Raw genomic sequence first — 22476 nt, forward strand, 5'->3', positions numbered from 1 at the left:
GGCTAGAGGGGCGACGCCTGGGCGATATCCCCGACACGGCGGAAGACGCCGTTGCCGAAGACGATGACCTGCATCTGATCGACCGGGAAACCATCGGTCGCGGATGTGTTCAGGCGAATGCCGGGGAGCAGGTACGAAAGCTCGACATCGCTGAGGGCTCGCGCCGCCTTGATGATGCTGTCTCGCGTCACCGGATTGAGCTTTTCCACGATCTTGACGAACAGCTCACCTTCCGCCAGACCGATCGGCTGCGTCGTCGGATCGAACCCGGGGCCATAATATTTCTGCATGATCTGCTGATAGAGCACGATCGCGGGATCGGTCTTGAACTCGTCGAGATTCGGATCCTTGTAGTAATTGGTGCTGATCACGCCCTCGGCGACATCCGGCGCCAACTGCTTGACAAGGCCTGCCGTTGCGGCGGTCGTTTCGACCAGACGAAGTGGATTCCAGCCGAGATCGTGCGCCTTCTGCAGAGCCTGCAGGGACGGCCGGCCAATGGCATAGTTGAGAAAGACATCGGCGCCGCTCGCGGCCAGCTTGATCACCTGCGAGTCGACCGAGGTGTCGTTGTACTCATAGGTCTCGACGGCCACGATGGAGACTCCGCTGTCCTTGATGCTGCGCCGGAGCGCCTCGATGATCTCCTTGCCGTACTCGTCGTTGCCGTGAAGGATCGCAATCTTCGCGTTCGGGCGGACCTGGCGGATATATGCCGCGCCGACCCCGACCTGCGTGCCTGCCGCCGGCGGAAAGCCGATGCTCCATGGCAGCTTTGCAGGATTTGCCCCCCAATACTGTCCGGCAGTATTGAGAAAAAGGTGCGGCACCTTCCTGGCGTTGAGATAGTCCGCTACAGCGAGGTTCTCGTTCTGGCCAAACGGCGACAGCAGCGCGAACACCCTGTCGCTCTCCACCAATTCTCGTGTCGCCGCCAGGGCCCGCGCTGGCTGCCCCCCCGTGTCGATCAGCCTGAACAGGATCTTGCGCGTTTTGCCGTCCCCGGCCTTGACGCCGCCGAGATCGTTGACCCATTTGAAGTAGGCCTCGATCTGCCTGTTGTAGACCGACAGCGGCGCGCGCGGCCCCGACAGCGGCGCGAAGCTGCCGATCGAGATCGTGGTATCGGTCACGCCGACCTCCTCAGCACGAACGTCTCCCACCATGACGGCGGCGGCCATCACGGCCGCCATGCCAACAGCCTTCAACATGCATCCTCCTGACGTGACTCTGATCGCGCAGCCTGCGCAGCTATCGTGGGCATCGCGGATGGCGACAAGCGCTTCAGGCCAGCCACGATGCCAACGATGCCGGCCGGGGCAAGAAACGTGGCGCCGATCACCACCACGGCGAACACCACACCTGACGCGGTCTGATCGATCTTCCCCGCTCCCCAGGGAATCGCCACAACCAGCCCGCAGCCGATCACCGCGCCCCATTCTGATTCCTTGCCGCCCAGAACCAGCCCGATGATCAGCAGAGCGGCGAAGCCTATTCCGAAGTTTTCCGGCGCCACGAAGCCGATCACCACGGCGAAAACGCTGCCGCCAAGCCCTGTCAGGGCGGCGCTGAACGCGAACGCCAGGACCTTCAACCGAGCGACATCGGCGCCCAGCGACGCCGCAACCACCTCATTGTCCCGAATCGCACGCAGCGCGCTGCCGATATGGCTGCGCGTGATGCCGCGCGTCGTCGCCATACACAGCACGGCCACGATGAGCGCGATCAGGTAGTTGCGCCGGGTGGCATCGAGCGGCAGCCAGGCCGGCGGCTCGTCGAGCATCACGGCAAGCCCGCGCGCGCCGTTGGTGATGACCTCGAAATGCTTGAAGAGCTGTGGTGCGGCGATGGCGACGCCGAGTGTGACGACCGCCAGAAAATGTCCGCGCAATCGCAGGGATGGAAGCCCGAGCAGAACGCCGACCGCGAACGACAGCAAACCGGCGACCGGCAGTGTCGCGGCAAATGGCCAGCCGCAGGTTTTCATCAGGATCGCCGTGCTATACGCCCCCAGCGCGAAGAAGGCACCGTGACCAAGAGCAATCTGCCCGGTCAGGCCCGTGATCACCACAAGACCGAGAAGGGCGGGAAGATAGCTCAGCGCGGTCGCAGCCTGGAACGTCAGGTAGGAATCCGCCATCAGCGGCGCGACCGCCACGATCGCCAGCAGCAACGCGCCGGCGACGGCACGAATGTGGCGTTGGAACGCAGCGGCGCCGATCATACCCGAACCGCCCTCGCTCGCCCGAACAGGCCAGCCGGCCGCAGGGTCAGCACCACGAGGATCAGCACCAGCGGCACGACAACCCGCAGGTCCGAACCGACCCAATAGGCACCGGCCCAGTTCTCGATGACACCGATGGCGAGCCCTGCGATCACCGCCCCGGGTGCGCTATCGAGCCCGCCGGCCGTCGCCGCTGCGATCGCGAAGATCAGAATGCCCTGCATGACATTGGGATCGAGGAACAACCGCGGCGTCACCAGAACACCCGCGAGACACCCCAATGCGGCGGCCACTCCCCATCCAATGCCGAACATCAGGCCGACAGGAATGCCCAGCAGTTGCGCCGAATGAACGTTCGATGCAGCCGCCCGCAGCATCAATCCGAGACGCGTATGGCTGAACAGCAGATAGAGCAGAATGCAGACCGTCAGCAGCGTTGCCAGCGTGCCGATCGCGCTCACGCTGAGCGTGACCCGTTCGATCCGGATGAGATCGGCAGGAAACAGGCCGGGCAGCCGTTGGGTCTGATAGGACCAGATCAGGCCGGCGAGCGCATTCAATCCGACAAAAAGACCCAGCATCACCACGACCAGGGGCAACGGCTCCTGCGGGGACAGCGGCCGAAACAGGACCCGCTCCAGAACCATGCCCGCCAGGAACGACAACACCATCGCGATCATGGCGGCGGCGTAGATCGACAGGCCGGCCTGCGAAAGGGAGAGGGTGGCATAGGTCGAGACCATCGCCAGTTCGCCCTGCGCGAAGTTCACGAGGCCGGTCGAGCGGTGGATGAACACCAGCGCCAGAGCCAGCGTGGCATAGATCGCCCCGCTCTCGATGCCGTCGACCGTTTGCTGGATGAAGGCCCACATGGTCATGCGCCGAGATAGGCCTGGCGAATGCCGTCATCGGCCATCAGCGCCGCCGCCGAGCCGGCTCCGACAAACTGCCCGGCCTCGAGCACATAGCCGCGGCTCGCGAGTGCCAGCGACAGCTCCGCGTTCTGCTCGACGATCAACATGGTCAGGCCGCGCTGGTCGCGCAAACGTTGCAGGGCGGCGAAGACCTGGCTGGTCAGCAGCGGCGATAGCCCGAGAGACGGCTCATCGAGCAGAAGCAGGCGCGGCGCCGCCATCAGGGCCCGGCCGATCGCCAGCATCTGTTGCTCGCCACCGGACAACTGCCCCGCGCGCTGGGACAAACGCTCGACCAGTCGCGGAAAAAGGTCCAGCACGAAATCGCGGTCGTTCGCGCAGCCGCGAACGTCCTTGCGCAACACGCCACCGACCCGCAGATTGTCATCGACCGTCATATCCGCGAACGTTCCCCGGCCCTGCGGCACATGACCGATACCGGCCCGCGCGATGGCATCGGCGCTCCATGCCTCGACTGCCTGACCATCGAAGGTGATATCTCCGGCGCGCTGCACGACGCCTGAGATCGCGCGCAGGGTCGTCGTCTTTCCGGCACCGTTGGCGCCGAGGATGACGCAGGCTTCACCGGCCCCGACGCGGAAGTCTAGGCCGTGCAACACTCCGATGGGACCGTATCCGGCCGTCAGGCCGCGCACCTCGAGACTGATCATCCTGGCGTTCCGAGATAGGCCGCAATCACCCGCGGATCCTTGCGGATAACATCGGGGGTGCCTTCGGCCAGGGTGCGTCCAAGGTGAAGAACCGCGATGCGTTCACACAAGCCCATGACCATTCCCATGTGATGCTCGATCAGCACGATGGTCAGACGGAACTCGTCGCGGAGCTGTCGGATGAGGGCTGCGAATTCATCGACTTCACCATGCGAGAGACCGCCGGCGGGCTCATCCAGCAGCAGCAGGCTCGGTCGCGGCATCAGCGCCCGCGCCAGCTCGACCCGCTTCATCGTGCCGAACGGAAGATCCCCCACCCGGACGTGGTGCAGATGGCTCGCGCCGACCCGCCGGAGCAGATCGGTCGCAAGATCATTCAGCAGCTCAAAATCCCGTCTCACCTGCGACGCACGCCGCACCACCGCCCAGAAGCTGCTTGCCGCGAGCGGCAGCCCGCCAAGCACCATATTCTCGCGGACGGTCATGCGCGGATAAAGTCCGAGGTTCTGAAACGTCCGGCTCACGCCGGCGTGCGCGATCCGGTGCGCCGGCAGTCGGTCGAGCCGGCTGCCACGATAGCGGATGGCCCCGGCATCGACTGGGACAAGGCCGTTGATACAGTTGAACAGCGTTGTCTTGCCCGCGCCATTGGGACCGATCACACCGGTAATGGCATGCTCGGCGACATCGAAGGTCGCGCCCGCAAGGGCCGCTACGCCGCCAAATCGGACATGAACGTCCTCAATGCCAAGCACATCCCGTGATCCTGCCGCAACGACATCGCCGAGATCCACGACATTTGGCGTATGCACACCGCCGGCCCCGGCATCACCGACAGCCACGCGCGGCAGGACATTGGCGACAGCCATCACTGACAATCTTCGATCAATCCATAATGTCTATTTGTTCAATAGACTATTGACGGGGCCTGGGCTTTTCGTCAACTGCGAGACGACAACGCCGACTTCAGGGAGCCTGCCAATGTCGAGAGAAACGCTGTGGTACACTCGTTGCCCCACACCGACGGCCTTTAGTATTTCCGTCCACCTCGGGACGCTCGCGCAGGAATTTTCTGCCGACGGCATCGCTTTCCGCTCGATCACGTCGTCGTCGGACGCCAAGGTCCGGCAGGCCCATTTCGACGCAACACAGAAAAATTTCTTTCGTCACGGCGGCAATTCACCGCCGATCGTCTCGCGCTCGCGCGGCACCGACGTCCGGGTGATCGGGCTGTCATGGAATCGGAGCTATCGACCGATCCTGGCGCTGCCGTCCAGCGGCATCCGCACGGTCGCGGATCTGGCTGGCCGGCGGATTTCGGTGCCCTACCGCAACAAGGATTCCGTGGACTTCTGGCGCGCGACCGCGCTGCGCGGCGTCGCGCATGCGCTGGAAGATCACGGCCTGTCGCAGCGGGACATCGTCGCCACCGATGTCCCTACCGACCGAACTTTCATCGACGATAGTCGGCGCAGCACCAGCGATAGCGCATCATTGTGGGATGCCAGATTTATGCTCGGCCATCAGCGCGAGGAAGCGTTCGCACTGATCCGCGGCGACATCGATGCGTTCTACAGCCAGGGGGCGATGGCCGCCCTCGTCGAAGGCTTCCTTGGGGCGATCACGGTCTACGATATCGGGGAGAAGCCTCCGTCCGCCGCACGTGGCAACAACGACGTTCCCTATATTCTGACAGCCACCGGCGAACTGATCGACGACCATCCGGATCTCGTTGTACGGCTGCTGTCCCGCGTTCTTGACGCAGCCGAGTGGGCGAAGAGCCACGAAGCCCACAGCAAGCGCATCATCGCCCGCGAAACCGGGCTCGCCGAGGAACTCGTCGACACAGCCTTTTCACCCGACATCCACCGCGAACTCGATCTCGACTTCGCCGGCGACAAGGTCGCTGCCCTGCGCGGGCAGCATGACCATCTCCTGGCCCACGGCTTTCTCAAGGAGGCGGTCGACTTCGAACGCTTTCTCGATCCCCGGCCGCTGCAGCGGGCTCTGGACCTGCGCACAAGCACGCGCAGAATCCCGCTCGAGACGCATCTTCACACCTAAACGGCGGGCCCGCGCGATATGTGGGCGGCGGCTCGCGAGCCACCGCCCCGCCCTCGTCTATATCGATGTCTCAGGTCTTGCGACGCTTGGTTGCCTGGCCGATCACACGCGGCCTGGAGAAATCGGCTTCCGGCTCCAGTTCCCCGCCTGGATTGGTCACCGCACCGACGAACGCATCGTTCCATTCACCGAGCATCTCGGCGCGATCTGGCCAGGATTCCATGCTCTCTTCGTCGCGGTACATCGCGAACGGCCGCAACGTACTCTCATAGAAGTCGACCTGCGCGTGCTGACGGTATTGCCGCGGTTCGTAGCGATTCCAGTGCAGGGTCTGCGCCAGCGGGCGGCGGAAGCGGCGGTTCTGATCAGCGGCCGGAACGCCAATCGGAATCGTGCCGTAGGCCTTCATCCACGCCGGATAGCCAAGCAACTCGGCAAGCTCACGGTTGGTCTCGTCTTCGCCACCGCCGGAGAGCCAGGCGGAGGTCAATCCCTCGGCGGCGACACCGAGCTGGATGTTCTGGATCGCTGCTCCCAGCGAGCACAGGAAAATCGCCTCGTTGTTGTCGCGGTACTCGGCATCGAACTCCGGAGTCGTTGCCTGCGGAAAGCACGCCTTCCAGCGCGGATCGCCCAGCACCAGGACGATCGCCACGGTATTGGCGAGGTAGGTCTTCTTGACCGCCGGAAAACCCTTGGCATGGTCGACAAGACGCTGCGCCTGCCGCAGGAATACGGCGGTCACCGCATCGCGCGTTGCCGGATCGTCGACGACGATGAAATCCCAGCACTGCACGTTGGCGCCCGACGGCGCCCAGCGCCCGCAATCCACGATCCGCTGCAGCACGTCACGGCCGACGCTGCGGCCCGGTTCAAACTTGCGGACACTGCGGCGGCGGCGGATGACATCCTGGAACAGTGGCTCGGTCATGGCGACAATGATCCTCGACTTGAAACCTCGAATGCCGCTACTCTAGGAACAAAGCACGATGACCGCATTCCTCAGACCTGAGGAGGAGCGGCTGCAGCGGCCTCCACGACCGGCGGGCGCCGCGATCGACAGGGAGAACGCCGGACATGAGCAGCATCCAGGCCTTCGCGCCCGCCGCGGGCACAGTCGACGTTCCCGCCGATGCCCTCGCGGCGCTGGTGCGCGACGCCGGCGCCCCGCGCTTCATCGAGACTCTCCTCGCGTTCTGCCGGCAGAGCATCGGCGCCGACTTCGTCTCCGTGTTCGCCCGCGCCGGTGCCGGCGGGCCGCGCCTCGTCGGCACCGCGACCACCACGGGCCCAGACAACACCCGCCGCGCCGCTGAAGGCTACATGCAGCACTATGCCAGCGACGTGAATTTTGCCCTGATGGCCCGCGCCGACGATCGCACCTACATGACCTATCAGACGGCTGCCGACATCACGTCCGTCGGATACCGCCGCGCATGCTACGACCGCACCGGCATCGCCGACCGGCTGTCCTATGTCCGCGCGGACCGCCATGGCGCACTCTCGATCAGCGTCTACCGCAGCCGCAGGAGCGGCCGCTTCTCCGAGCGCGACTGCGATCGCACGTCAGCACTGATGCCGATCCTCGTTGCCGCGGTCGACCGTCACGCCGCAGCCGATCGCGCGCGCGGCTGCAGCTCGATCGAGCAGTTCGAGCGGGAGCTGGCGCGCCGCCATCGCGCCCTGACCGCCCGCGAGCGCGAAGTCGCGGCCCGGGTCAAGGCGGGGCTGTCCGCAAGACAGATCGGCCTCGACCTCGGCATCGCCGAAACCACGGTCATCTCCCATCGCAAGAACGCCTATGCCCGCATGGGCCTCGGCGGCCTGCGGGAGTTGTTGCAACAATAGCTTGCAGGGGCTGGCGTCCCCCGCCGGAGTTTCCTGCACAAAGCCGCCGCCTTGGCGGCTTCCCCGACGGTCGCGTCCAGCATCCCCGGCAACGGCTTGCGTAACCCCTACCGCAAGTGCATCGCGAACCAGTCTGCGACCAGCGACGTCCGCTCAAAGCCATGGTTGTAGATGGTGTGCTCGCCATCCGGCCATACCCGCAGGGTTTTCTCACCGGTGGCGGCGGCGAGAAATGGCTCCTGATCGGCCAGCTCGACCAGCGGATCCGCACCGCCATGCAACACGAGCAGCGGGCAGTCGATGCGGTCGACAGCGGGATCGAACGCCATGCGCGCGAAGTTTCGCTCGATTGCGCCCTCGTCTTCGGTCCCAAGCATCGCCGCCGACTGCTCCAGCGCGGTTCGGAACGGCAGGATTTTTGGCCGCGCGAACGAGCCGTTGACACAGCACGCCGCGAGACGGCGATCCCGCGCCGCCGTCTTGGCAGCCCACAGGCCGCCATAGCTGTTGCCCCAGATGCCAGGGCGCCCGAGCGACGGATCGGCAGCGATGAAGTCCACGAACGCCTGATACGCGGCGGGCACGTCGACGTCGAGGAACATCCTCTGCCCAATCCGCGTCTCGCCCTGGCCAGGACCCTCGGCCAGAATTGTCGCCAGACCGCGCTTCGCCAGCGCGCGCGCGGCGGGTAGATAAGCCATCCCCCAGCCGCTTTGGCCCCCGAACAGCACGACAGTGCCGGATGCGGATCGCCCGACCGGACGCACCAGCCAGCCGACAAGGTGCTTCCCGGCGAACGGCACCTCGATCCGCTCCGATGGAATGTCATGTACCGCGCACAGCCTGCGGCTCGCGGCCGCAAGCTTGCGGTAGAGTTCCGCCTTGCGAGGCGTGTCGAAATTGAACGCCATCTGCGCGAAGATCAGTGCTGCCACCGCCCGCCGAAGCTCTTCCGCACAGGTGATGAGACGTTTCTCCGCTTCTGCGTCGCGCGCCCGCGACACATGATCATTCGCGATGGCCTCGGCGGCGACATCCCAGGCCTCGCCATTGCTGGTCCGCGCGAACAGCGCGGCGGCGTCGTTGAAATCCATGCCGCAATCGATCAGGCGCGTCATCGGCATCGCGCGCTGCAATGCAGAGAGCTGCCTGGAGGGAACAGCTTGCGTCATCATGCCCTGTGTCCCGATGAGGAGATCATGCCGTCGTCGGCACACCAGCACAGCGACCGGCGCAAACTGCGCAACAGCGCCGGCAGCTGATCCAATGCCGAAACGGAACCGAAAGCGATGAAATCCGGACGGCGCAGATAGGCGGCCATGCCATGCGCGCGCAGATAATCGGATTGCGCTCCGTCGACGTCTTCGGCGGCATGAGCGCCACTGGCCTGCTCACCAATCACGGCGATTCCACATCCCAGTCGATCGAGAAAGACGCGCATTGCCGGATCGAGATGCGGCGTCGGATCTTCGCGGCTGACGATCAGGAAGCCGGACCCGAACACATCGTCGAGCCGCCCTTCAACCCCGGCGTGGCGAACGATACCCTGGGGCGTCGGCGCGCCGGTCGTCGGCAGCAGGCTGCCGTCTTCCTCGACATGAACCACCCCGGCCTCGATCTTTGGAAAGGACGGCAGCGGCGGGACCTGTCCCGAGCGCAGCATCGCGTTGCGGGTCGCAACCTTCACAGGATCGTCCTCGTTGGCCACCATACCGAGGAACGTGGACGTTTCCGTGATGGCAGCCACGTGAGGGCGACGCTCCTGCTCATAGCTGTCGAGCAGGCACTCGGAGCACAGTCCGGTCAGCACCAGGTCCAGCTTCCAGGCGAGATTGGCGCTGTCGCGAATTCCCGAGCAGGCGCCCTGCCCCATATAGGGCATCATGGTGTGGGCGGCATCGCCCGCGAGCAGCCCCCGGCCGCGACGCCATTGCGCGGTCATCGCGGGATCGAAGGTGTACACGACATTGCGGATCGGCTTGACGTCATCGAGCCCGATGCCGTGCTGCGCCGCAAGCCATTGCAGGCCGTTACCGAGGTCTTCCCAGTAAGCGGTATCTTCTCCCGGCAACACGCGCATCTCGAAACGCACACGCGACTTGCCGACCGGCATGTACATGTGTGCACGCGCCGGATCGCAGTAGATCGACGTCACGGCAAAACGATCGCCAAGGTCCCGCACATATTCGGAATCGAGATTGAGCCAGCGCTCGTGATGCCCGAACTGCACGCGCTCGATCCCCAGCGCTCGCCGCGTGAAACTGTGGGCGCCATCGGCGCCGATCACATAGTCGACCTCGAACAGCCGCTGGCGCGGCGGGGAATCGGCGGTCGTGTTCCACGATGCGGCCCATGGCTGCACCGTCACGTTGACACGGTCCGTTGCCACGGCGATCGCGACTGCCTCCCAACCGCGCAGCACCTCGACATTCGGCTGAGAGCGGGCGCGGCGGTCCATCGCCTCCTCGATCTCCGGCTGGAAGATCGAAATATGAGCCGGAAACCCGCACTGCGTGCCCTTCCAGTCCAGATCGATCAGGATGTTTCCGTCCGCATCGAGGTAGTGATAGTTGTCGATCGCGAGCGCATCACGCAACGCGTGGTCGATATCACCTGCCGACTGCACGAGACGCGCCGTCTCGCCATCGATGTGCGACAGCCTGGGCAGGCCATACGGCTCCGGCCAGCGTTCGATGACGATTACATGATGCCCCGCCTTGCCGATCAGCGCCGCTGCGGCCAGTCCCGTCGGGCCGCAACCGATAATCGCGACATTGCGCCGTTCCGCGATCACGTCCGCCCTTGCTGATGAATTGTTCACCGTTCCCTCCATCTATTGTTTTTGTGCGTGGCTTGCGCCGTACTCCAGCCTCTCCGCAGACATGCCCCGTCCATTGCCGAAGGCGTGGCCTTCGGCAGGACTGAATTCACACAACCGGAACGATATCGCCGGGATCGGCTCACGCGACGACAGGGATCGGATGACCCGCTGCATGTCCTGACCGCCACTATGGGCGAAGCGACTTCAAACGGGCAGATGGCGGCTTTCGAAGCCGTGCACCAAAACCTTCGTGTGCGTGCACAAACCACCTTTCGACGGAAGACATCTTGCTCACGTCACAAGACGGCTCTTCACCGCGGGAATGGGCTGCCCTACAGTTCTCGCAACGGGCGCCGGACCCCGGGGGAGGAAGACATGAAGGTCGTTTGCTCCACCAGTGCACTACGCAGTGACAAGCGCCACCGATGGCAGGAGGCCATCTCCGGATTGTATGCGCCGCTGGACGTCGAGATCGACGACATCCCGGGCTTCGCTGGAGAAATCAGCAGGGCCGCGCTGGGATCGCTCGAACTGACACGCTCGGTGGTTGGCGGTGAATTCTCCCGGCGGACGCGGCAGCATATCTCCGGCGACGTCATCGACGAGTGTCTCATCGTCATGGTCAGGCAAGGACCGCTCACGGTGACCCAGTTCGACCGTGAATGCGAGCTCAAGAGCGGCAGCTTCAGCATGCTGGACCTGTCGGAGCCCTATACGCTGCGCCATCGCGGCCAGACCGACAGTTACTTCCTCAAGATTCCCAAACGCACGCTGCACATTCGTCTCCGCGATGTCGCGGCGCGTTGCGCCGTCGAGTATCCGGGCCATGCAGGCATCGCTGCGATCGGCTCGGACCTGATCCGGTCGCTTGGCCATCACGCCGGCGGGACGGACGCCGCGACGACGAGCGCGCTGGCCGATCATATCGTGGACTTCTTCGGGATCATGTTCGAAGCGGCCGAGGGCCAACTTGCGGAGAGCAGTTCGGTCGCGCGCAGCGCAATCCACCGCCGCGCGATCGCCCACATCGATCGTCACCTCTCCGACCCGGATCTGTCACCGGAGGCGATCGCGACGGCCCTGCGCATCTCGTTGCGCTATCTCCACCGCGCCTTCGAGGGATCAGGCCAGTCGGTGGGCAGCACCATCCGCAGTCGTCGGCTGACACGTTGCCGCGATGCGCTGTTGCGCGGAGGCGCAACGTCGCGGCGGATTTCCGAAATCGCGATGCAGTACGGCTTTCGCAACACCAGCCACTTCTCGACCTGCTTCAAGGCCGAGTTCGGCGTCACCCCTAGTGCGATCAGCACCGACTGCGATTGAATGGCGTTGTCGCTCGCGCGCGTTCAACGCTGCCTCTGACAATCGGCCATCGATCCCACGTGCTCAACGCGCGGCTCTACGCGCATGCGTACCGCAGATTGCGGCCTTCGCAAAAGAAAATGCCTCCGGCAGGGCATTGCCGGAGGCATTCGGAGATTTACATTACGCGAGCGTTAAGACTCCTCTCTTGTGGTAGATGCTTAGAAGCTCCGCAGGATCTGAACCGAACCGTTGAACAGGTTCTGGTTCTTCATCTCGAGAGTGCTGTTAGGCGCAACGCCCGGGACGCCGGCGTTGACAGTGTAGGTACCGTTCTGGTTCTGGATCAGGCGGCTGTAGACGAACTCAGCCGACAGAGTCAGGTTCTGAACGGGGGTCCAGGCTGTACGCGTACCAACCTGGGCAACCGCGAAGTTGAAGTTGCCGGTATTGGTGCCGTTGAACGAACCAGCACCGAGGAAGCCAGAGGTGGCGCTGACAGGAGCGTTCGCCGCAGCGAGCAGAGCCGCATTGCCGGACGTGCCATAGCTGATGGACGTGTACGAACCGAACAGCGAGGTGCGCCACGCCGGGGTCCAGTAGTGCTCGTAGTACGCGCTCACTTCCCAGGCCGAGCTCAGGTCGATGCTCGAACCGTTGGTGTAGACGCCATCGAGCACGTAGCCGAGCGCCATGCTGCCCGCGGTGCCGTTGCCGGCGCCGAGCCTGGCATAGCGACCGCCGCCGGCGGTGTCGGTGGTGCCACCCCAGACGTACTTGGCAGCGCCCTTGGCGTAGCTGGCTTCAACCTTCAGGCTGTCGCCGATGCCGGTCGGCAGGTTCTTGAGTTCGAACGCACCAGTGACCGCGTAGCCCCAGGTCGAGCTCGGCTTGCCCGAGTCGCTGTTGGTCGAGGTGTAGTAGGTGCCGTGAACCTCATGCGCAGCGGCGCCGAAGTGCAGCGAGCCCCAGGCCTGGTCGAGGCGAAGGTTGGCGACGATATCCGGCACATGGTCGCCGGTCTGGACGTTGCCAGCGAAGGTGTTGGCAGCAACGCCGTAGGCCGAGGTCGCGGCGCCGAACGGGCCGAGGAAGCCAGCCGAGGCGTTCACGACACCAGCCGAACGGTAAGGCTGAGCGTCTTCGAGCGAGATCGTCGCCGACACGCCGTTGCCAAACGAAGCGGTGTAGGCGAGCTGCGGAATGCCGGTGGCGTTGTTCGAGCCGCCGTTGACACCCGAAGCGATCCACGGCTTGGCCAGCGCCCACTGCGGGTCGAACTGCGACACGGCCTTACCGAAGGTGAAGCCGGCGAACTGGATGAACAGGAAGTCGTTCTCCATGTAGCCGCCCGCGATGCTCTCGCGGCCCTGCAGGAAGTCGAACTGCAGGTTGGCATAGGTACGAACGACGCCGTATTCGGTCGCAGTGCGCGTGTCGAGGAACAGGTTCAGACGCTCACGCGTCGTGAAATAGTTGCGGTTGTACGAATTCGCACCACCGGTGCCACCCTGCCAGAACGGCACGTCGTAGGTGCCGGCGTTGAACGAGGTGTCCAAACGCAGTGCGCCGCCGATGCGGATGCAGGTATCGGTGCCCGGGATGTAGTAGAAACCCGCGCCGTAGAGCGAGCAGACCTTCACGTACTCGACCGCTTTGGCCTTGACGGGAAGATCGGCCGCCTGAGCTCCGGTGAGCGCGACGAGAGCCGCCGCGGAACCGAGCATGAAGCTCTTTGCCATCTTCATTCAAACCTCCAAGTTTGCGTTTCAGGGCGGTTCGACGCTCCCCGTGAGTTCCCCTCCGGGAGTCGCGATCGCCCGCTAATCCGCCTTCCCGCTGGCTTGCGCCGGCCGGGGTTGCCCGACGGAACGTCCTTGAGGGTGCCCCCCTCGGCCGCTTCTCACAGGTAATTGACTAAGATAATTAATTCAATCAATTGACTTGATGAAGCCATAATCAAACAACGGTTGTTGCGGTTGTGCAACAGCCTGCCAAGCCAGCCGAATTGCTGCTAAATACTGGCCACAGCCACATTTTTTGACTTTCCGATGGCCCATCGGCCACCCACAGGCGGAGACTGCGTCCGGTTTTGCGGCTAGAAGGCTGAGTACACGCGCTCGACAAATCGGGGTCGACGACGGGTTCGATGGCATTGGCATGAGCGGGAATCGATCAAGCAGCGCAGCCGAAAGCTTCGTCTGGAAGGTCCTGGAGATTCATTCGCATTTCGAAGCCATTCACAGGACCTGGGCCGATCTGCTCGGCATCAGCGAGCCGCAATGGCTCATCCTCATGGCCATCGACGCCCTTGACCAGGGATCCGGCGTCTCGGGCGTCGACGTCTCGAGCCGGTTGCGCGTCCATCCGGCGTTCGTGACCACGCAGACCAAGAGTCTGGAAAAGACCGGCCTCCTGACGCGAATTCCCTCGCCGACTGACGCCCGCTTCGTGCTGATGTCACTTACACCCAAGGCACGCGCCGAAATCACCCGACTGTCGGACAAGCGCGCGGCACTGGATGCCACACTGTTTGGCGCACTGGGCACGGACGCGCTGGCCGACCTCAACGCCAAACTGGAGACGATCCGCAAGGCCGCTGAGCGGGCCGTCCGGCAACTGGAGCTGGATCTCTGATCCCGCCGGGGACACGGTCCTTCGGACCGTAGAGTTCGGGATCATGAAGCCACGCAGGCCGATAACATCGAGCGAGAACTAGCTCTGGCCGGCCAGCACCTGCTGTGTATCCGTCTGGGCCCGGTCGGATGCCATCCCGCCCAATCGCATCGACAACCAGTCGGCCACACGTGCCTCGCTGCGCATCATCGCGTCAACGATGTCCCGCGGCGCCGCGTTGACCCCGGGCACCTCCAGATCCATGGCAATGCCGAGACAAACGCAATCGGCCTGCAACGCCACGGCCTCCTGAACGCTCGCCACATTCCGTTCACTGGCGACAACCAGGAAAGGACAGCGGATCCGCTGCGCAAGGCGCACGCGGCGCACGGTGTCGCCCGGACGCGCCACGACCTCGTCGCCGCCCGACAGCCACGCGACCCCTGCGCCGACACGCAGGGCATCCCATAGCCCCCCATCGCACACCGCCGCGCACACGCGCGCCTCAGCGACCGCAGCACGGGTCGCGATCGCCGCTGCGAGTCCGTCTCCCCAAACCGCGATCCGTTCGGCATCAACGTCACGACGAGACGCCAGATAGTCAATACAGTCGCCCACACGCATTTCCGCTGTGATCAGGCCAGCATGCTGCAGGCCCGGCGCATCCGCGACCTCGCTCATCTCGACCAGCAGCAGCGCCATCCCCTTGGCGATCATCGCAGGGGCGACACGACTCAGCATCAGTTCGAGGGGCTCGTCCTCGTCGCCGATACAGATCACCACCGGCGCGCGCGCACTCAAACGCGACGCCGGCAGGAAGCAGGCGCGCAGGGCAGCGCGATCGATGCCGGGTAATGTCACGAATTCAGCCAGCGGTTCGCCGTGGCGCAGCAAAGTGTCGGCACAGGCGCGCAAACGGGACATCACGTTATCGCGGCGGGGATCCCCGGTTGCGAGGAGATGCAGCGCAGCACGAAAGGCCGCCAATGCGTTCACGCCGGCCGAGCGCGCGATGCTCTGGCGCCCTTCCCCGATGAGGCGCGTCAACAACGCTGACTGCAGATCGCCGATGCGGAGGCATTCCTCAAGCCAGTCGCCCCCATCGTCGATGGAGCTCTGGCGTAAGACAAGGCTGTCCGCTGGCGAAGGCATATGGCGGCCGATCAACGTGACCATGCCTTATGTGGCGCCAACAAAACGGCGGAATCTGTGCTCCTCGTCATTTCCGTTACGATATTTCCGATACCGGATCTTCTCCGGCATCTTCCCCAATCACCGGCGCGAAGGCTTTTCGCGTTTCTTGCTTGTTGATATCGCCAGCAGAGCGTCGCGCTTCGTAACGATGGTTATCGATCGCGTCATCATCCTGTTCGCCATATTCATGACGACGAACTTCGGATCAACGAAGCCAACAATTCTCGCCGGATCGTCACGACGACTCGCGAAGCGCATTGCGTGCGCCATTGCCTAGATGAGCGCGATGCATAGGCGATATGCATCGGCGATCCCATGCGACATGTTGTACCGGACGTCAAAGTTGCAGAGCGACTGGAACACACATCGCGCTGGACCGCGCCGAATTGGGACATACAATCGCGGAGCGCATCGAAGCGGCTTCGCCAAAACCTGCGTACGGCAAGCAAATCCCTGGCGACCAATGGCAACGTTGCGACGCGATCGACGCGCGATCGTGCTTACGGCTTGACGACGGCGAGCGTGATGATCGCGGCCAGAGACACGAAAATCCACGGCCACGGCGACCATCGTGCAAGCGCACCCGTTGTCACGAAACGCCGTACCTGGCCCGACATCATGCCATGCATCGCCGACAGCGCCACCACGACCGCAAGCTTGATCTGAAGCCATCCGCTCGTGAACCAGCCCGCGGACAGCGCCAGCACCATCCCCAGCGCCCAGACAGCGAGCAACGCCGGCAGCGTGAACAGGCGGTCCCATCGCAACGCCAGCGGAGCGATCTGACGCACGGCCTCCGGCGCTCGCCGTCCGGCCACGAGCAACGACGACAGCGCCAGCAGTCCGGCCACAAAGACGAATGTGCAGATCACATGCAGCGCTTTCAGCCAGGGATAGAGCGACGTCAGCATTATGGCCGCGCCGCGATGCGGCGCGCGGCCTTGCGCGCGAACAAGGCGAGATTGGCAAATCCCGCGAACGGCACGAACGCGCTTGCCAGCAACCGAAACGCCTCGCTCCGGGTCCAGCCGCCTTCCGCAAGCGCCGCGACGACAGCCCGGCAATAGGCGAGGAAGACGAGGCCATGCACGGGTCCCATGACATGCACCGCGACGGGCCAGCCCGCGACATGTTTCAACGGCACGGCAACGCCCACGAGCCCGAGCAGCGTGAGGGTTTCGGCGATCGCAAGCGCCCTGAGCCGCCGCAACCGCACCAGCTTGTTGTCATCCGACATCGCCAGCTCTCCCCGACCACGATCGGGCTCCACCTACGGCAAGGCTGGTCCGGGCCGTGAGTGGCGGAAATGACATTATACGATCATTTTCCGCCAGTTGCGGCCGTGATAGTGTTCACCGGGACTTCGCAGCCACCTGGGGCTTCATGCACAAGATCGCCATTCTCGCGCTGGAGGGCTTCGTGCCGTTCGACCTCTCGATCCCGTGCGAGGTGTTCGAACGAGCACGCAACTCATCGGGGCAACCGTGCTACACCGTGCGCGTATGCGCCGAGACCACCGACGTGCGCTCACGCAATTTCACGCTGCGTGCGGATTGGGGATTGAAAGAATTGGCGTCGGCCGACACCGTGCTGATTCCCGGCGTCGACGATGTCACGGTGCCTGTTTCACCGCGCGTCCTCAAGGCGCTGCGCGCGGCATGGACGCGCGGTGCCCGGTTAGGATCGATCTGTTCGGGAGCCTTCGTCCTCGCAGCGAGTGGGCTACTGGACGGCCGCCGCGCGACCACACACTGGCTGTGTGCCGACGAACTCGCTCGACGGCATCCGCGTATTGCGGTCGATGCGAACGTGCTGTTCGTCGACGAGGGACGGCTGATCACGTCGGCGGGCGCGTCGGCCGGTCTGGATATGTGCCTGCATCTCGTCCATCGCGACCATGGCCAAGCTGTCGCAGCAGACGCCGCCCGGCTCGCCGTCGCGCCGCTCGGGCGCGATGGCGGTCAGTCCCAGTTCATCCGGCACCCGCCACCAAACGCCTCGAGCCTTGCGGCACTCCTCGACTGGATGAGCGCCAATCTCGATCGCGCGCTCGATGTCCGCGCTCTCGCCCGCCAAGCCGGCATGAGCGAGCGCACGCTGGCGCGCCGCTTCCGCGACCAGACTGGAACGACGCCGCTGCAATGGCTGCTGACGCGACGAATCCGCCGGGCGCAGGAACTGCTTGAAACCAGCACGCTGCTGATCGACCGGATCGCGCAGACGACCGGATTCGAATCGCCCGTCAGTTTCCGATCGCGCTTCCGGCGCATCGTCGGCATCAGCCCGACCGCCTATCGCCAGCGTTTCAAGGCACCCATGGAGAAGGCCAGCTGACCAGCGACGAGCCGCTCTCCGCACCGCGCGCACCAAACGACCCGCACATTGCGTGCGGCAGGGACGATGTGATGAGCTGCCAGAGCGCTGGAGAACAATCGTCTCTGAACGGCGCGCCGGACTGCACTCGGGAGGAGACTCGATCGTGCAAGACCCCCGTCGCGAGACGCGTTCGTCGGGAAAAGTCTTGATCGAGGAAAAGTTATGACATGGGAGGACTTGGTAGCGGGAGAGGGACTCGAACCCCCGACCCCAGGATTATGATTCCCGTGCTCTAACCAGCTGAGCTACCCCGCCAAGTCGGCTCGCAGCGGCCGAACCGCCTGCGAACGGGCGGCATATAAGGAGGCTGCCAAATCGATGTCAAGCAACCTCCCCCAAATCCCTGGAAATCTCTGTCGGATCGGGAAAAATCGCTATTTCGGGCGGACCGACGGATCCCCGCCCGGGCTCCCTGGCGGCGGAATCACGGGCGTGTTGCCGCCTCCTGGCGCCGGCGCCCGTATGTCCGGGTCGACATTGGCCGGGGGGCAGAGCACACCATCAGATTTGGCCAGTTTGTCACCGAGCGGCTCCTGCGCCTGCCCGGTCGTCAGATCCTCGGGCGCGAGGGCGCCGTCACGCGGCTCGGTCGGTGCGCAGCGCCGGGCGGCATTGTCGACGACTGGCAGGGCCGTCGGGGGCTGGGGTGTCGCCGCGGACGGCGGCGCCTGGGCATGGATCAGCGTCGGAACCAGCAGGCTCGCGCCGATCATGGAAAGGGTACGGGTCCATCGCATGCCAGAGAAACCCGGCACGTTGCAGCTCGTTCCCCGGAACCGCAGCCCGCAACATCGTGACGAGCGTCACGACGCCTTGACGTAGCGGATGAGCGAAAAGTGTCCCATCGGCGGCATCGGCCGCCGCTCTCTGAGCGAGACGCCGCCATGGCGCTTTGCCCAGTTCTCGAGGCGCGCCCAGGGAAACTCCGGACGCCACCCGAGCCGGCGCGCCAGTGGCGCGAAGCCCATTTCGAACATGCGGCGCGGCCCGCTCTCGGCGCCGATGTGATTGACAAGGATCAGCTCGCCGCCCGGCTTCAGCACGCGGACGAAATCGTCGAGCGTCGCCTCCGGATCCGGCACCGCGGTGATGACGTATTGCGCCACGACCGCGTCGAACGTGTTGTCGGCGAAGGCGAGATGCTTCGCATCCATCACCGACAGCGTCTCGACGTTGGCGAGGTTGAGCGCACGGACGCGCTCCTGTGCCTTGCGCAACATCGGTTCGGAAATGTCGACGCCGCAGATCCGCGTGGTCGGCGAATAGTCCGACAGCGACAGCCCCGTGCCGACACCGACATCGAGGATACGGCCGCCAATGGCGTCCGCAACCGCGATCGTGGATTTGCGGCCCTGGTCGAACACCGGCCCGAACACCAGGTCGTAGACCGGCGCCCAGCGCGCATACGCTTTCGCGACACCGGCGCGATCGATATCGTTTGCCATCCCCCTGCCCTGTCGATTGGCGTCAGTGCACGTCCGCGGCCAGCGGCTCGGACGTCGCTACGGCGGCCCCCGGCCGCACCACCTGCGGCATCGCGTGAGTAATGAATCCGCCGCCAAGCACCCGCGCCTGCCCCGTCGGCGCATCGTAAAACACACAGGCCTGCCCCGGCGAAACGCCTTCCTCGCCATCGACCAGTTCCACCTCGTAGACGCCCCCGGCCTGACGCAGCCAGGCGGGTTGCGCCGCACGTGTCGAGCGCACCTTGACGAACATCTCGAGCCCGCGGCTCGCCGCCTCGACGAGCGAACCGTCTCCGATCCAGTTGACGTCGCGCAGCATGATGCGGCGCATGCGTAGCGCCTCGCGCGGCCCGACCACCACGTGGCGTGTCGTCGCGTCGAGCCGCACCACATAGAGCGGCACGTCGGCGGCGATGCCGAGGCCCCGGCGCTGGCCGACCGTGAAGTGCGCGATTCCCTGATGCTTGCCGATGACACGTCCGTCCAGGTCGACGATGTCACCGGGCTGCATCGCGTTGGGCTTGAGCCGCTCGATCACGTCCGTGTAGCGGCCAGTCGGCACGAAGCAGATGTCCTGGCTGTCGTGCTTGTCCGCCACAGACAGATCGAAGCGGCGCGCCAGCTCGCGCGTCTGCGCCTTGGTCATGTCCCCGAGCGGAAAGCGCAGGTCCTGCAGCTGCTCGCCCGTAGTGGCAAACAGAAAGTAGCTCTGGTCGCGTTCGGCATCGGCGGCGCACACCAGCGCGCGCGAACCATCAGCGAGACGGCGCGATGACACATAGTGGCCGGTAGCCAGCGCCTGCGCGCCGAGCTCGCGGGCCGTCGTCAGCAGGTCGCGAAACTTGATCGAGCGGTTGCACTCGATGCACGGTACCGGCGTCTCGCCGAGCACATAGCTTTCGGCGAAGCGGTCGATCACCGCCTCGCGGAAGCGGCTTTCATAATCGAGTACATAGTGCGGAATGCCGATCCGCTCGGCGACCGCGCGCGCGTCATAGATATCCTGGCCCGCACAGCACGCGCCCTTGCGATGGGTCGCCGCGCCGTGATCGTAAAGCTGCAGAGTGATACCAACGACGTCATAGCCCTGCGCCTTCAGCAGCGCAGCCGTGGTCGACGAATCGACGCCGCCCGACATGGCGACGACCACCCGCGTGTCCTCGGGACGACCTTCCAGATCCAGACTGTTGAGCATTTCGTTCGGCCAACCTCACCCGCGGCGCCGACTCCTGGAGCCGCCGACCGTCACATCCACTCTTTATAGTAGTTGGGTCTCCGGTGAAGCAATTGGAACGGCTTGCCCCCGACTAGAATGGGGCAAATCTTGCCGCCGGGCAGAAACGCGCCGTCCGGCAGGAACCGGTTACGCCCTTCGATCAATCTAAGCATCTGAAATAGCTATCATTTATCAGACGACGGAACTGGCCCACTCCTTGCTGAGACATGGTTGCTCTAGTGCAAGAGGGTTCCCGTGTTCAGTGTCACGTCCGATCCGTCCGCGACTACCGCGCCGCCGCCAGCGCGGCCGCGCTCAAGCTCGTCCGCGCCGTCGTCCGGCAGCGGCAGCTTTGCCGCGCTGGTCAGCAGCAACGCGGATGCGGCCGACCGAGCCCGATCCTCGTCCAACAACCAATCCTCGGCCCAGCAAACATCCAATCGGCCATCATCGTCGGACCAGCAGGACAATAATACCTCTAACACACCGCCTTCAAACAATACGCCTGCATCGCAGCCCGCTCAGGGCGCGGCGGCGCAGCCCGGCAAGAACGGTGCCGGCAGCAAGAACGGCAAGGCCGACAAAGCGGACAAATCCGATTCCGACAAGGACAGTCCGCAGAAGGCCTCCGACAAGACAGCGGATACGGTCACCCCGGCTCAGGCGACAGCCCCGCAACAGCAGCCTGTCGCCGTGGCCATCGCCGCCACCGTAACGGCCGGCAGCACTCCGACGGGCGGCGCCGACGCCGTGGCGGCGGGGACAACGACAGGCGCCATCGCGGGAACATCCCTGGCCGGCGGTGCCGGCGTTGCCGGAACGACAGGCGCGACTGCAGCGACCGAAGCGACCACCGCCGGGGCGGAGCTCGTTGCCGCTGCCGGGACAGGTCAGAACGGACCTGGCAGGACGGCAACCGCGGGCGCAACCGCGCAAGCCGGCAAGAGCGGCGACAAGACGGCGCAGACCACCGCCAAGGCCACGTCCCAGGCAACCGACACGACCACAGGCACGACCGGCGTGCCCCAGACCGACGGAACCGCCGCCGCGACAGGCAATGCGACACAGGCCCAGCCGGCCAACGGCCAGGCTAAGCCGGACGCGGCCGAGCAGGCCGGCAGCGGCAAGGGCGACGTGAACGCCAAGGACGGCGATGCGACCGCCCCCGGGGGCGGCCATCACCAGCAGACCTTCACCCTTGACGCTTCGGCCCTGCCGGCGAACGCGAGCCAGCATGCCGCCGCTACGCTGCAGCTCCAGCACAGCGCAGCGATCACGGGGTCGGCATCCACGGCGACAGCCGCCACCGCCAGCAGCCAGGGGGCAATACCGGTCAGCGGCGTCGCTGTGGCACTGACGACCCAGGCCCAAGCCGGCAACAGCCGGTTCGAAATACGGCTCGACCCGCCCGAGCTCGGCCGCATCGACGTGCGTCTCGACGTCGACAAGAACGGCCAGGTGACCTCGCATCTCACGGTCGACAAGGTCGAGACCTTCAACATGCTGCAGCGGGATGCGCCGCATCTGCAGCGCGCGCTCGAGGACGCCGGCCTCAAGACCGGGGACAGTGGTCTTCAGTTCAGTCTGCGCGATCAGTCATCATTCTCGTCGAACAGCCGCGGCGACGACGGCAGCTCAGGCCGCAATCCACAACGGCTGGTGATCCACGACGACGACAACACCGTTCCGACACAGGTAGCCGGGCGCAGCTATGGCCGCGCCTACGGTGCCGCCGGTGGCGTCGATATCAGGGTGTGAGGAGAG

At 64.8% G+C, this 22476-nt stretch carries 22 protein-coding genes and 1 tRNA gene; 6 read left to right on the forward strand and 17 right to left on the reverse strand.

The features are described from left to right. Positions 1 to 2 precede the first annotated feature (2 nt). The 5 genes from JQ639_RS11840 to JQ639_RS11860 are packed head-to-tail and all read right to left on the reverse strand — an operon-like array spanning position 3 to position 4678. Positions 3 to 1211, reverse strand: a complete 1209-nt coding sequence (locus tag JQ639_RS11840) for an ABC transporter substrate-binding protein (protein ID WP_211966285.1) — start codon at positions 1209 to 1211, stop codon at positions 3 to 5. Continuing rightward, the gene (locus JQ639_RS11845; RefSeq protein ID WP_211966286.1) at positions 1205 to 2224 is read right to left on the reverse strand and encodes a branched-chain amino acid ABC transporter permease; all 1020 of its coding nucleotides are present in this window, start codon (positions 2222 to 2224) and stop codon (positions 1205 to 1207) included. Before JQ639_RS11845 ends, JQ639_RS11840 begins: the two co-directional genes overlap by 7 nt. After that, positions 2221 to 3102, reverse strand: a complete 882-nt coding sequence (locus JQ639_RS11850; RefSeq protein WP_211966287.1) for a branched-chain amino acid ABC transporter permease — start codon at positions 3100 to 3102, stop codon at positions 2221 to 2223. Before JQ639_RS11850 ends, JQ639_RS11845 begins: the two co-directional genes overlap by 4 nt. Further along, positions 3099 to 3809, reverse strand: coding sequence for an ABC transporter ATP-binding protein (locus tag JQ639_RS11855; protein ID WP_211966288.1), 711 nt, complete (start codon positions 3807 to 3809; stop codon positions 3099 to 3101). Before JQ639_RS11855 ends, JQ639_RS11850 begins: the two co-directional genes overlap by 4 nt. Further along, positions 3806 to 4678 (reverse strand): ABC transporter ATP-binding protein, encoded by an 873-nt coding sequence (locus JQ639_RS11860; RefSeq protein WP_211966289.1) that lies wholly within the window; start codon positions 4676 to 4678, stop codon positions 3806 to 3808. Before JQ639_RS11860 ends, JQ639_RS11855 begins: the two co-directional genes overlap by 4 nt. On the opposite strand from JQ639_RS11860, the gene JQ639_RS11865 reads away from it, so the two are divergent. Next, entirely contained in the window at positions 4665 to 5873 is a 1209-nt protein-coding gene (locus JQ639_RS11865) for an ABC transporter substrate-binding protein (protein WP_211966290.1), read from the forward strand. The genes JQ639_RS11860 and JQ639_RS11865 overlap by 14 nt on opposite strands. Positions 5874 to 5943: 70 nt before the next feature. Here the strand turns inward: JQ639_RS11865 and JQ639_RS11870 are convergent, their stop codons facing one another. Next, entirely contained in the window at positions 5944 to 6804 is an 861-nt protein-coding gene (locus tag JQ639_RS11870; RefSeq protein ID WP_211966291.1) for a nitroreductase family protein, read from the reverse strand. Between the two features lie 146 nt (positions 6805 to 6950). Between JQ639_RS11870 and JQ639_RS11875 the strand changes: the two genes are divergently transcribed. Continuing rightward, complete coding sequence (locus JQ639_RS11875) at positions 6951 to 7721, forward strand: helix-turn-helix domain-containing protein (protein ID WP_211966292.1); 771 nt, start codon at positions 6951 to 6953, stop codon at positions 7719 to 7721. 107 nt (positions 7722 to 7828) lie between these two features. Here JQ639_RS11875 and JQ639_RS11880 read toward each other — a convergent pair whose 3' ends face one another. Together JQ639_RS11880 and mhpA are read right to left on the reverse strand one after the other, a co-directional pair. Continuing rightward, positions 7829 to 8896, reverse strand: a complete 1068-nt coding sequence (locus JQ639_RS11880) for an alpha/beta hydrolase family protein (protein WP_211966293.1) — start codon at positions 8894 to 8896, stop codon at positions 7829 to 7831. After that, positions 8893 to 10542, reverse strand: coding sequence for a bifunctional 3-(3-hydroxy-phenyl)propionate/3-hydroxycinnamic acid hydroxylase MhpA (mhpA, locus tag JQ639_RS11885; protein WP_211966294.1), 1650 nt, complete (start codon positions 10540 to 10542; stop codon positions 8893 to 8895). Before mhpA ends, JQ639_RS11880 begins: the two co-directional genes overlap by 4 nt. Positions 10543 to 10731: 189 nt before the next feature. Here mhpA and JQ639_RS11890 point away from each other — a divergent pair, with 189 nt between their 5' ends. After that, a complete protein-coding gene (locus JQ639_RS11890; RefSeq protein WP_211966295.1) occupies positions 10732 to 11865 on the forward strand; it encodes an AraC-like ligand-binding domain-containing protein in 1134 nt (377 codons plus the stop codon). A 200-nt stretch (positions 11866 to 12065) separates the two neighbouring features. Here JQ639_RS11890 and JQ639_RS11895 read toward each other — a convergent pair whose 3' ends face one another. Further along, positions 12066 to 13592 (reverse strand): porin, encoded by a 1527-nt coding sequence (locus tag JQ639_RS11895; RefSeq protein WP_211966296.1) that lies wholly within the window; start codon positions 13590 to 13592, stop codon positions 12066 to 12068. Positions 13593 to 14004: 412 nt separating this feature from the next. On the opposite strand from JQ639_RS11895, the gene JQ639_RS11900 reads away from it, so the two are divergent. Next, positions 14005 to 14481 (forward strand): MarR family winged helix-turn-helix transcriptional regulator, encoded by a 477-nt coding sequence (locus tag JQ639_RS11900; RefSeq protein WP_211966297.1) that lies wholly within the window; start codon positions 14005 to 14007, stop codon positions 14479 to 14481. A gap of 78 nt (positions 14482 to 14559) precedes the next feature. On the opposite strand, the gene JQ639_RS11905 is transcribed toward JQ639_RS11900, so the two are convergent. From JQ639_RS11905 to JQ639_RS11915, 3 genes are all read right to left on the reverse strand, one after another. Next, positions 14560 to 15636: an alpha/beta hydrolase family protein gene (locus JQ639_RS11905; RefSeq protein WP_211966298.1), complete on the reverse strand. Its 1077-nt coding sequence runs from the start codon at positions 15634 to 15636 to the stop codon at positions 14560 to 14562. A gap of 518 nt (positions 15637 to 16154) precedes the next feature. After that, positions 16155 to 16565, reverse strand: a complete 411-nt coding sequence (locus tag JQ639_RS11910) for a CopD family protein (protein ID WP_211966299.1) — start codon at positions 16563 to 16565, stop codon at positions 16155 to 16157. Then, positions 16565 to 16891: a DUF3817 domain-containing protein gene (locus JQ639_RS11915; RefSeq protein ID WP_211966300.1), complete on the reverse strand. Its 327-nt coding sequence runs from the start codon at positions 16889 to 16891 to the stop codon at positions 16565 to 16567. The genes JQ639_RS11910 and JQ639_RS11915 overlap by 1 nt, the downstream gene beginning before the upstream one ends. Before the next feature lie 146 nt (positions 16892 to 17037). Here JQ639_RS11915 and JQ639_RS11920 point away from each other — a divergent pair, with 146 nt between their 5' ends. After that, complete coding sequence (locus JQ639_RS11920; protein ID WP_211966301.1) at positions 17038 to 17988, forward strand: GlxA family transcriptional regulator; 951 nt, start codon at positions 17038 to 17040, stop codon at positions 17986 to 17988. A 220-nt stretch (positions 17989 to 18208) separates the two neighbouring features. Here the strand turns inward: JQ639_RS11920 and JQ639_RS11925 are convergent. The 5 genes from JQ639_RS11925 to JQ639_RS11945 all read right to left on the reverse strand — a co-directional run bounded on the left by JQ639_RS11925 (position 18209) and on the right by JQ639_RS11945 (position 21122). Continuing rightward, positions 18209 to 18285: transfer RNA gene (locus tag JQ639_RS11925), tRNA-Met, on the reverse strand. Between the two features lie 119 nt (positions 18286 to 18404). Beyond that, positions 18405 to 18767 carry a hypothetical protein gene (locus JQ639_RS11930; RefSeq protein ID WP_371745058.1) on the reverse strand — a complete coding sequence of 121 codons (363 nt, stop codon included), beginning with the start codon at positions 18765 to 18767 and terminating at the stop codon, positions 18405 to 18407. A gap of 66 nt (positions 18768 to 18833) precedes the next feature. Then, positions 18834 to 19475, reverse strand: coding sequence for a class I SAM-dependent methyltransferase (locus tag JQ639_RS11935; protein ID WP_211966302.1), 642 nt, complete (start codon positions 19473 to 19475; stop codon positions 18834 to 18836). Positions 19476 to 19497: 22 nt separating this feature from the next. Beyond that, entirely contained in the window at positions 19498 to 20691 is a 1194-nt protein-coding gene (gene mnmA, locus JQ639_RS11940) for a tRNA 2-thiouridine(34) synthase MnmA (RefSeq protein WP_211966303.1), read from the reverse strand. A 257-nt stretch (positions 20692 to 20948) separates the two neighbouring features. Then, positions 20949 to 21122, reverse strand: coding sequence for a hypothetical protein (locus JQ639_RS11945; protein WP_211966304.1), 174 nt, complete (start codon positions 21120 to 21122; stop codon positions 20949 to 20951). Between the two features lie 283 nt (positions 21123 to 21405). On the opposite strand from JQ639_RS11945, the gene JQ639_RS35670 reads away from it, so the two are divergent. Then, a complete protein-coding gene (locus tag JQ639_RS35670) occupies positions 21406 to 22470 on the forward strand; it encodes a flagellar hook-length control protein FliK (RefSeq protein WP_211966305.1) in 1065 nt (354 codons plus the stop codon). Positions 22471 to 22476: the final 6 nt, after the last annotated feature.

This window comes from Bradyrhizobium sp. U87765 SZCCT0048 (assembly GCF_018131225.1).
Classification (GTDB): domain Bacteria; phylum Pseudomonadota; class Alphaproteobacteria; order Rhizobiales; family Xanthobacteraceae; genus Bradyrhizobium_A.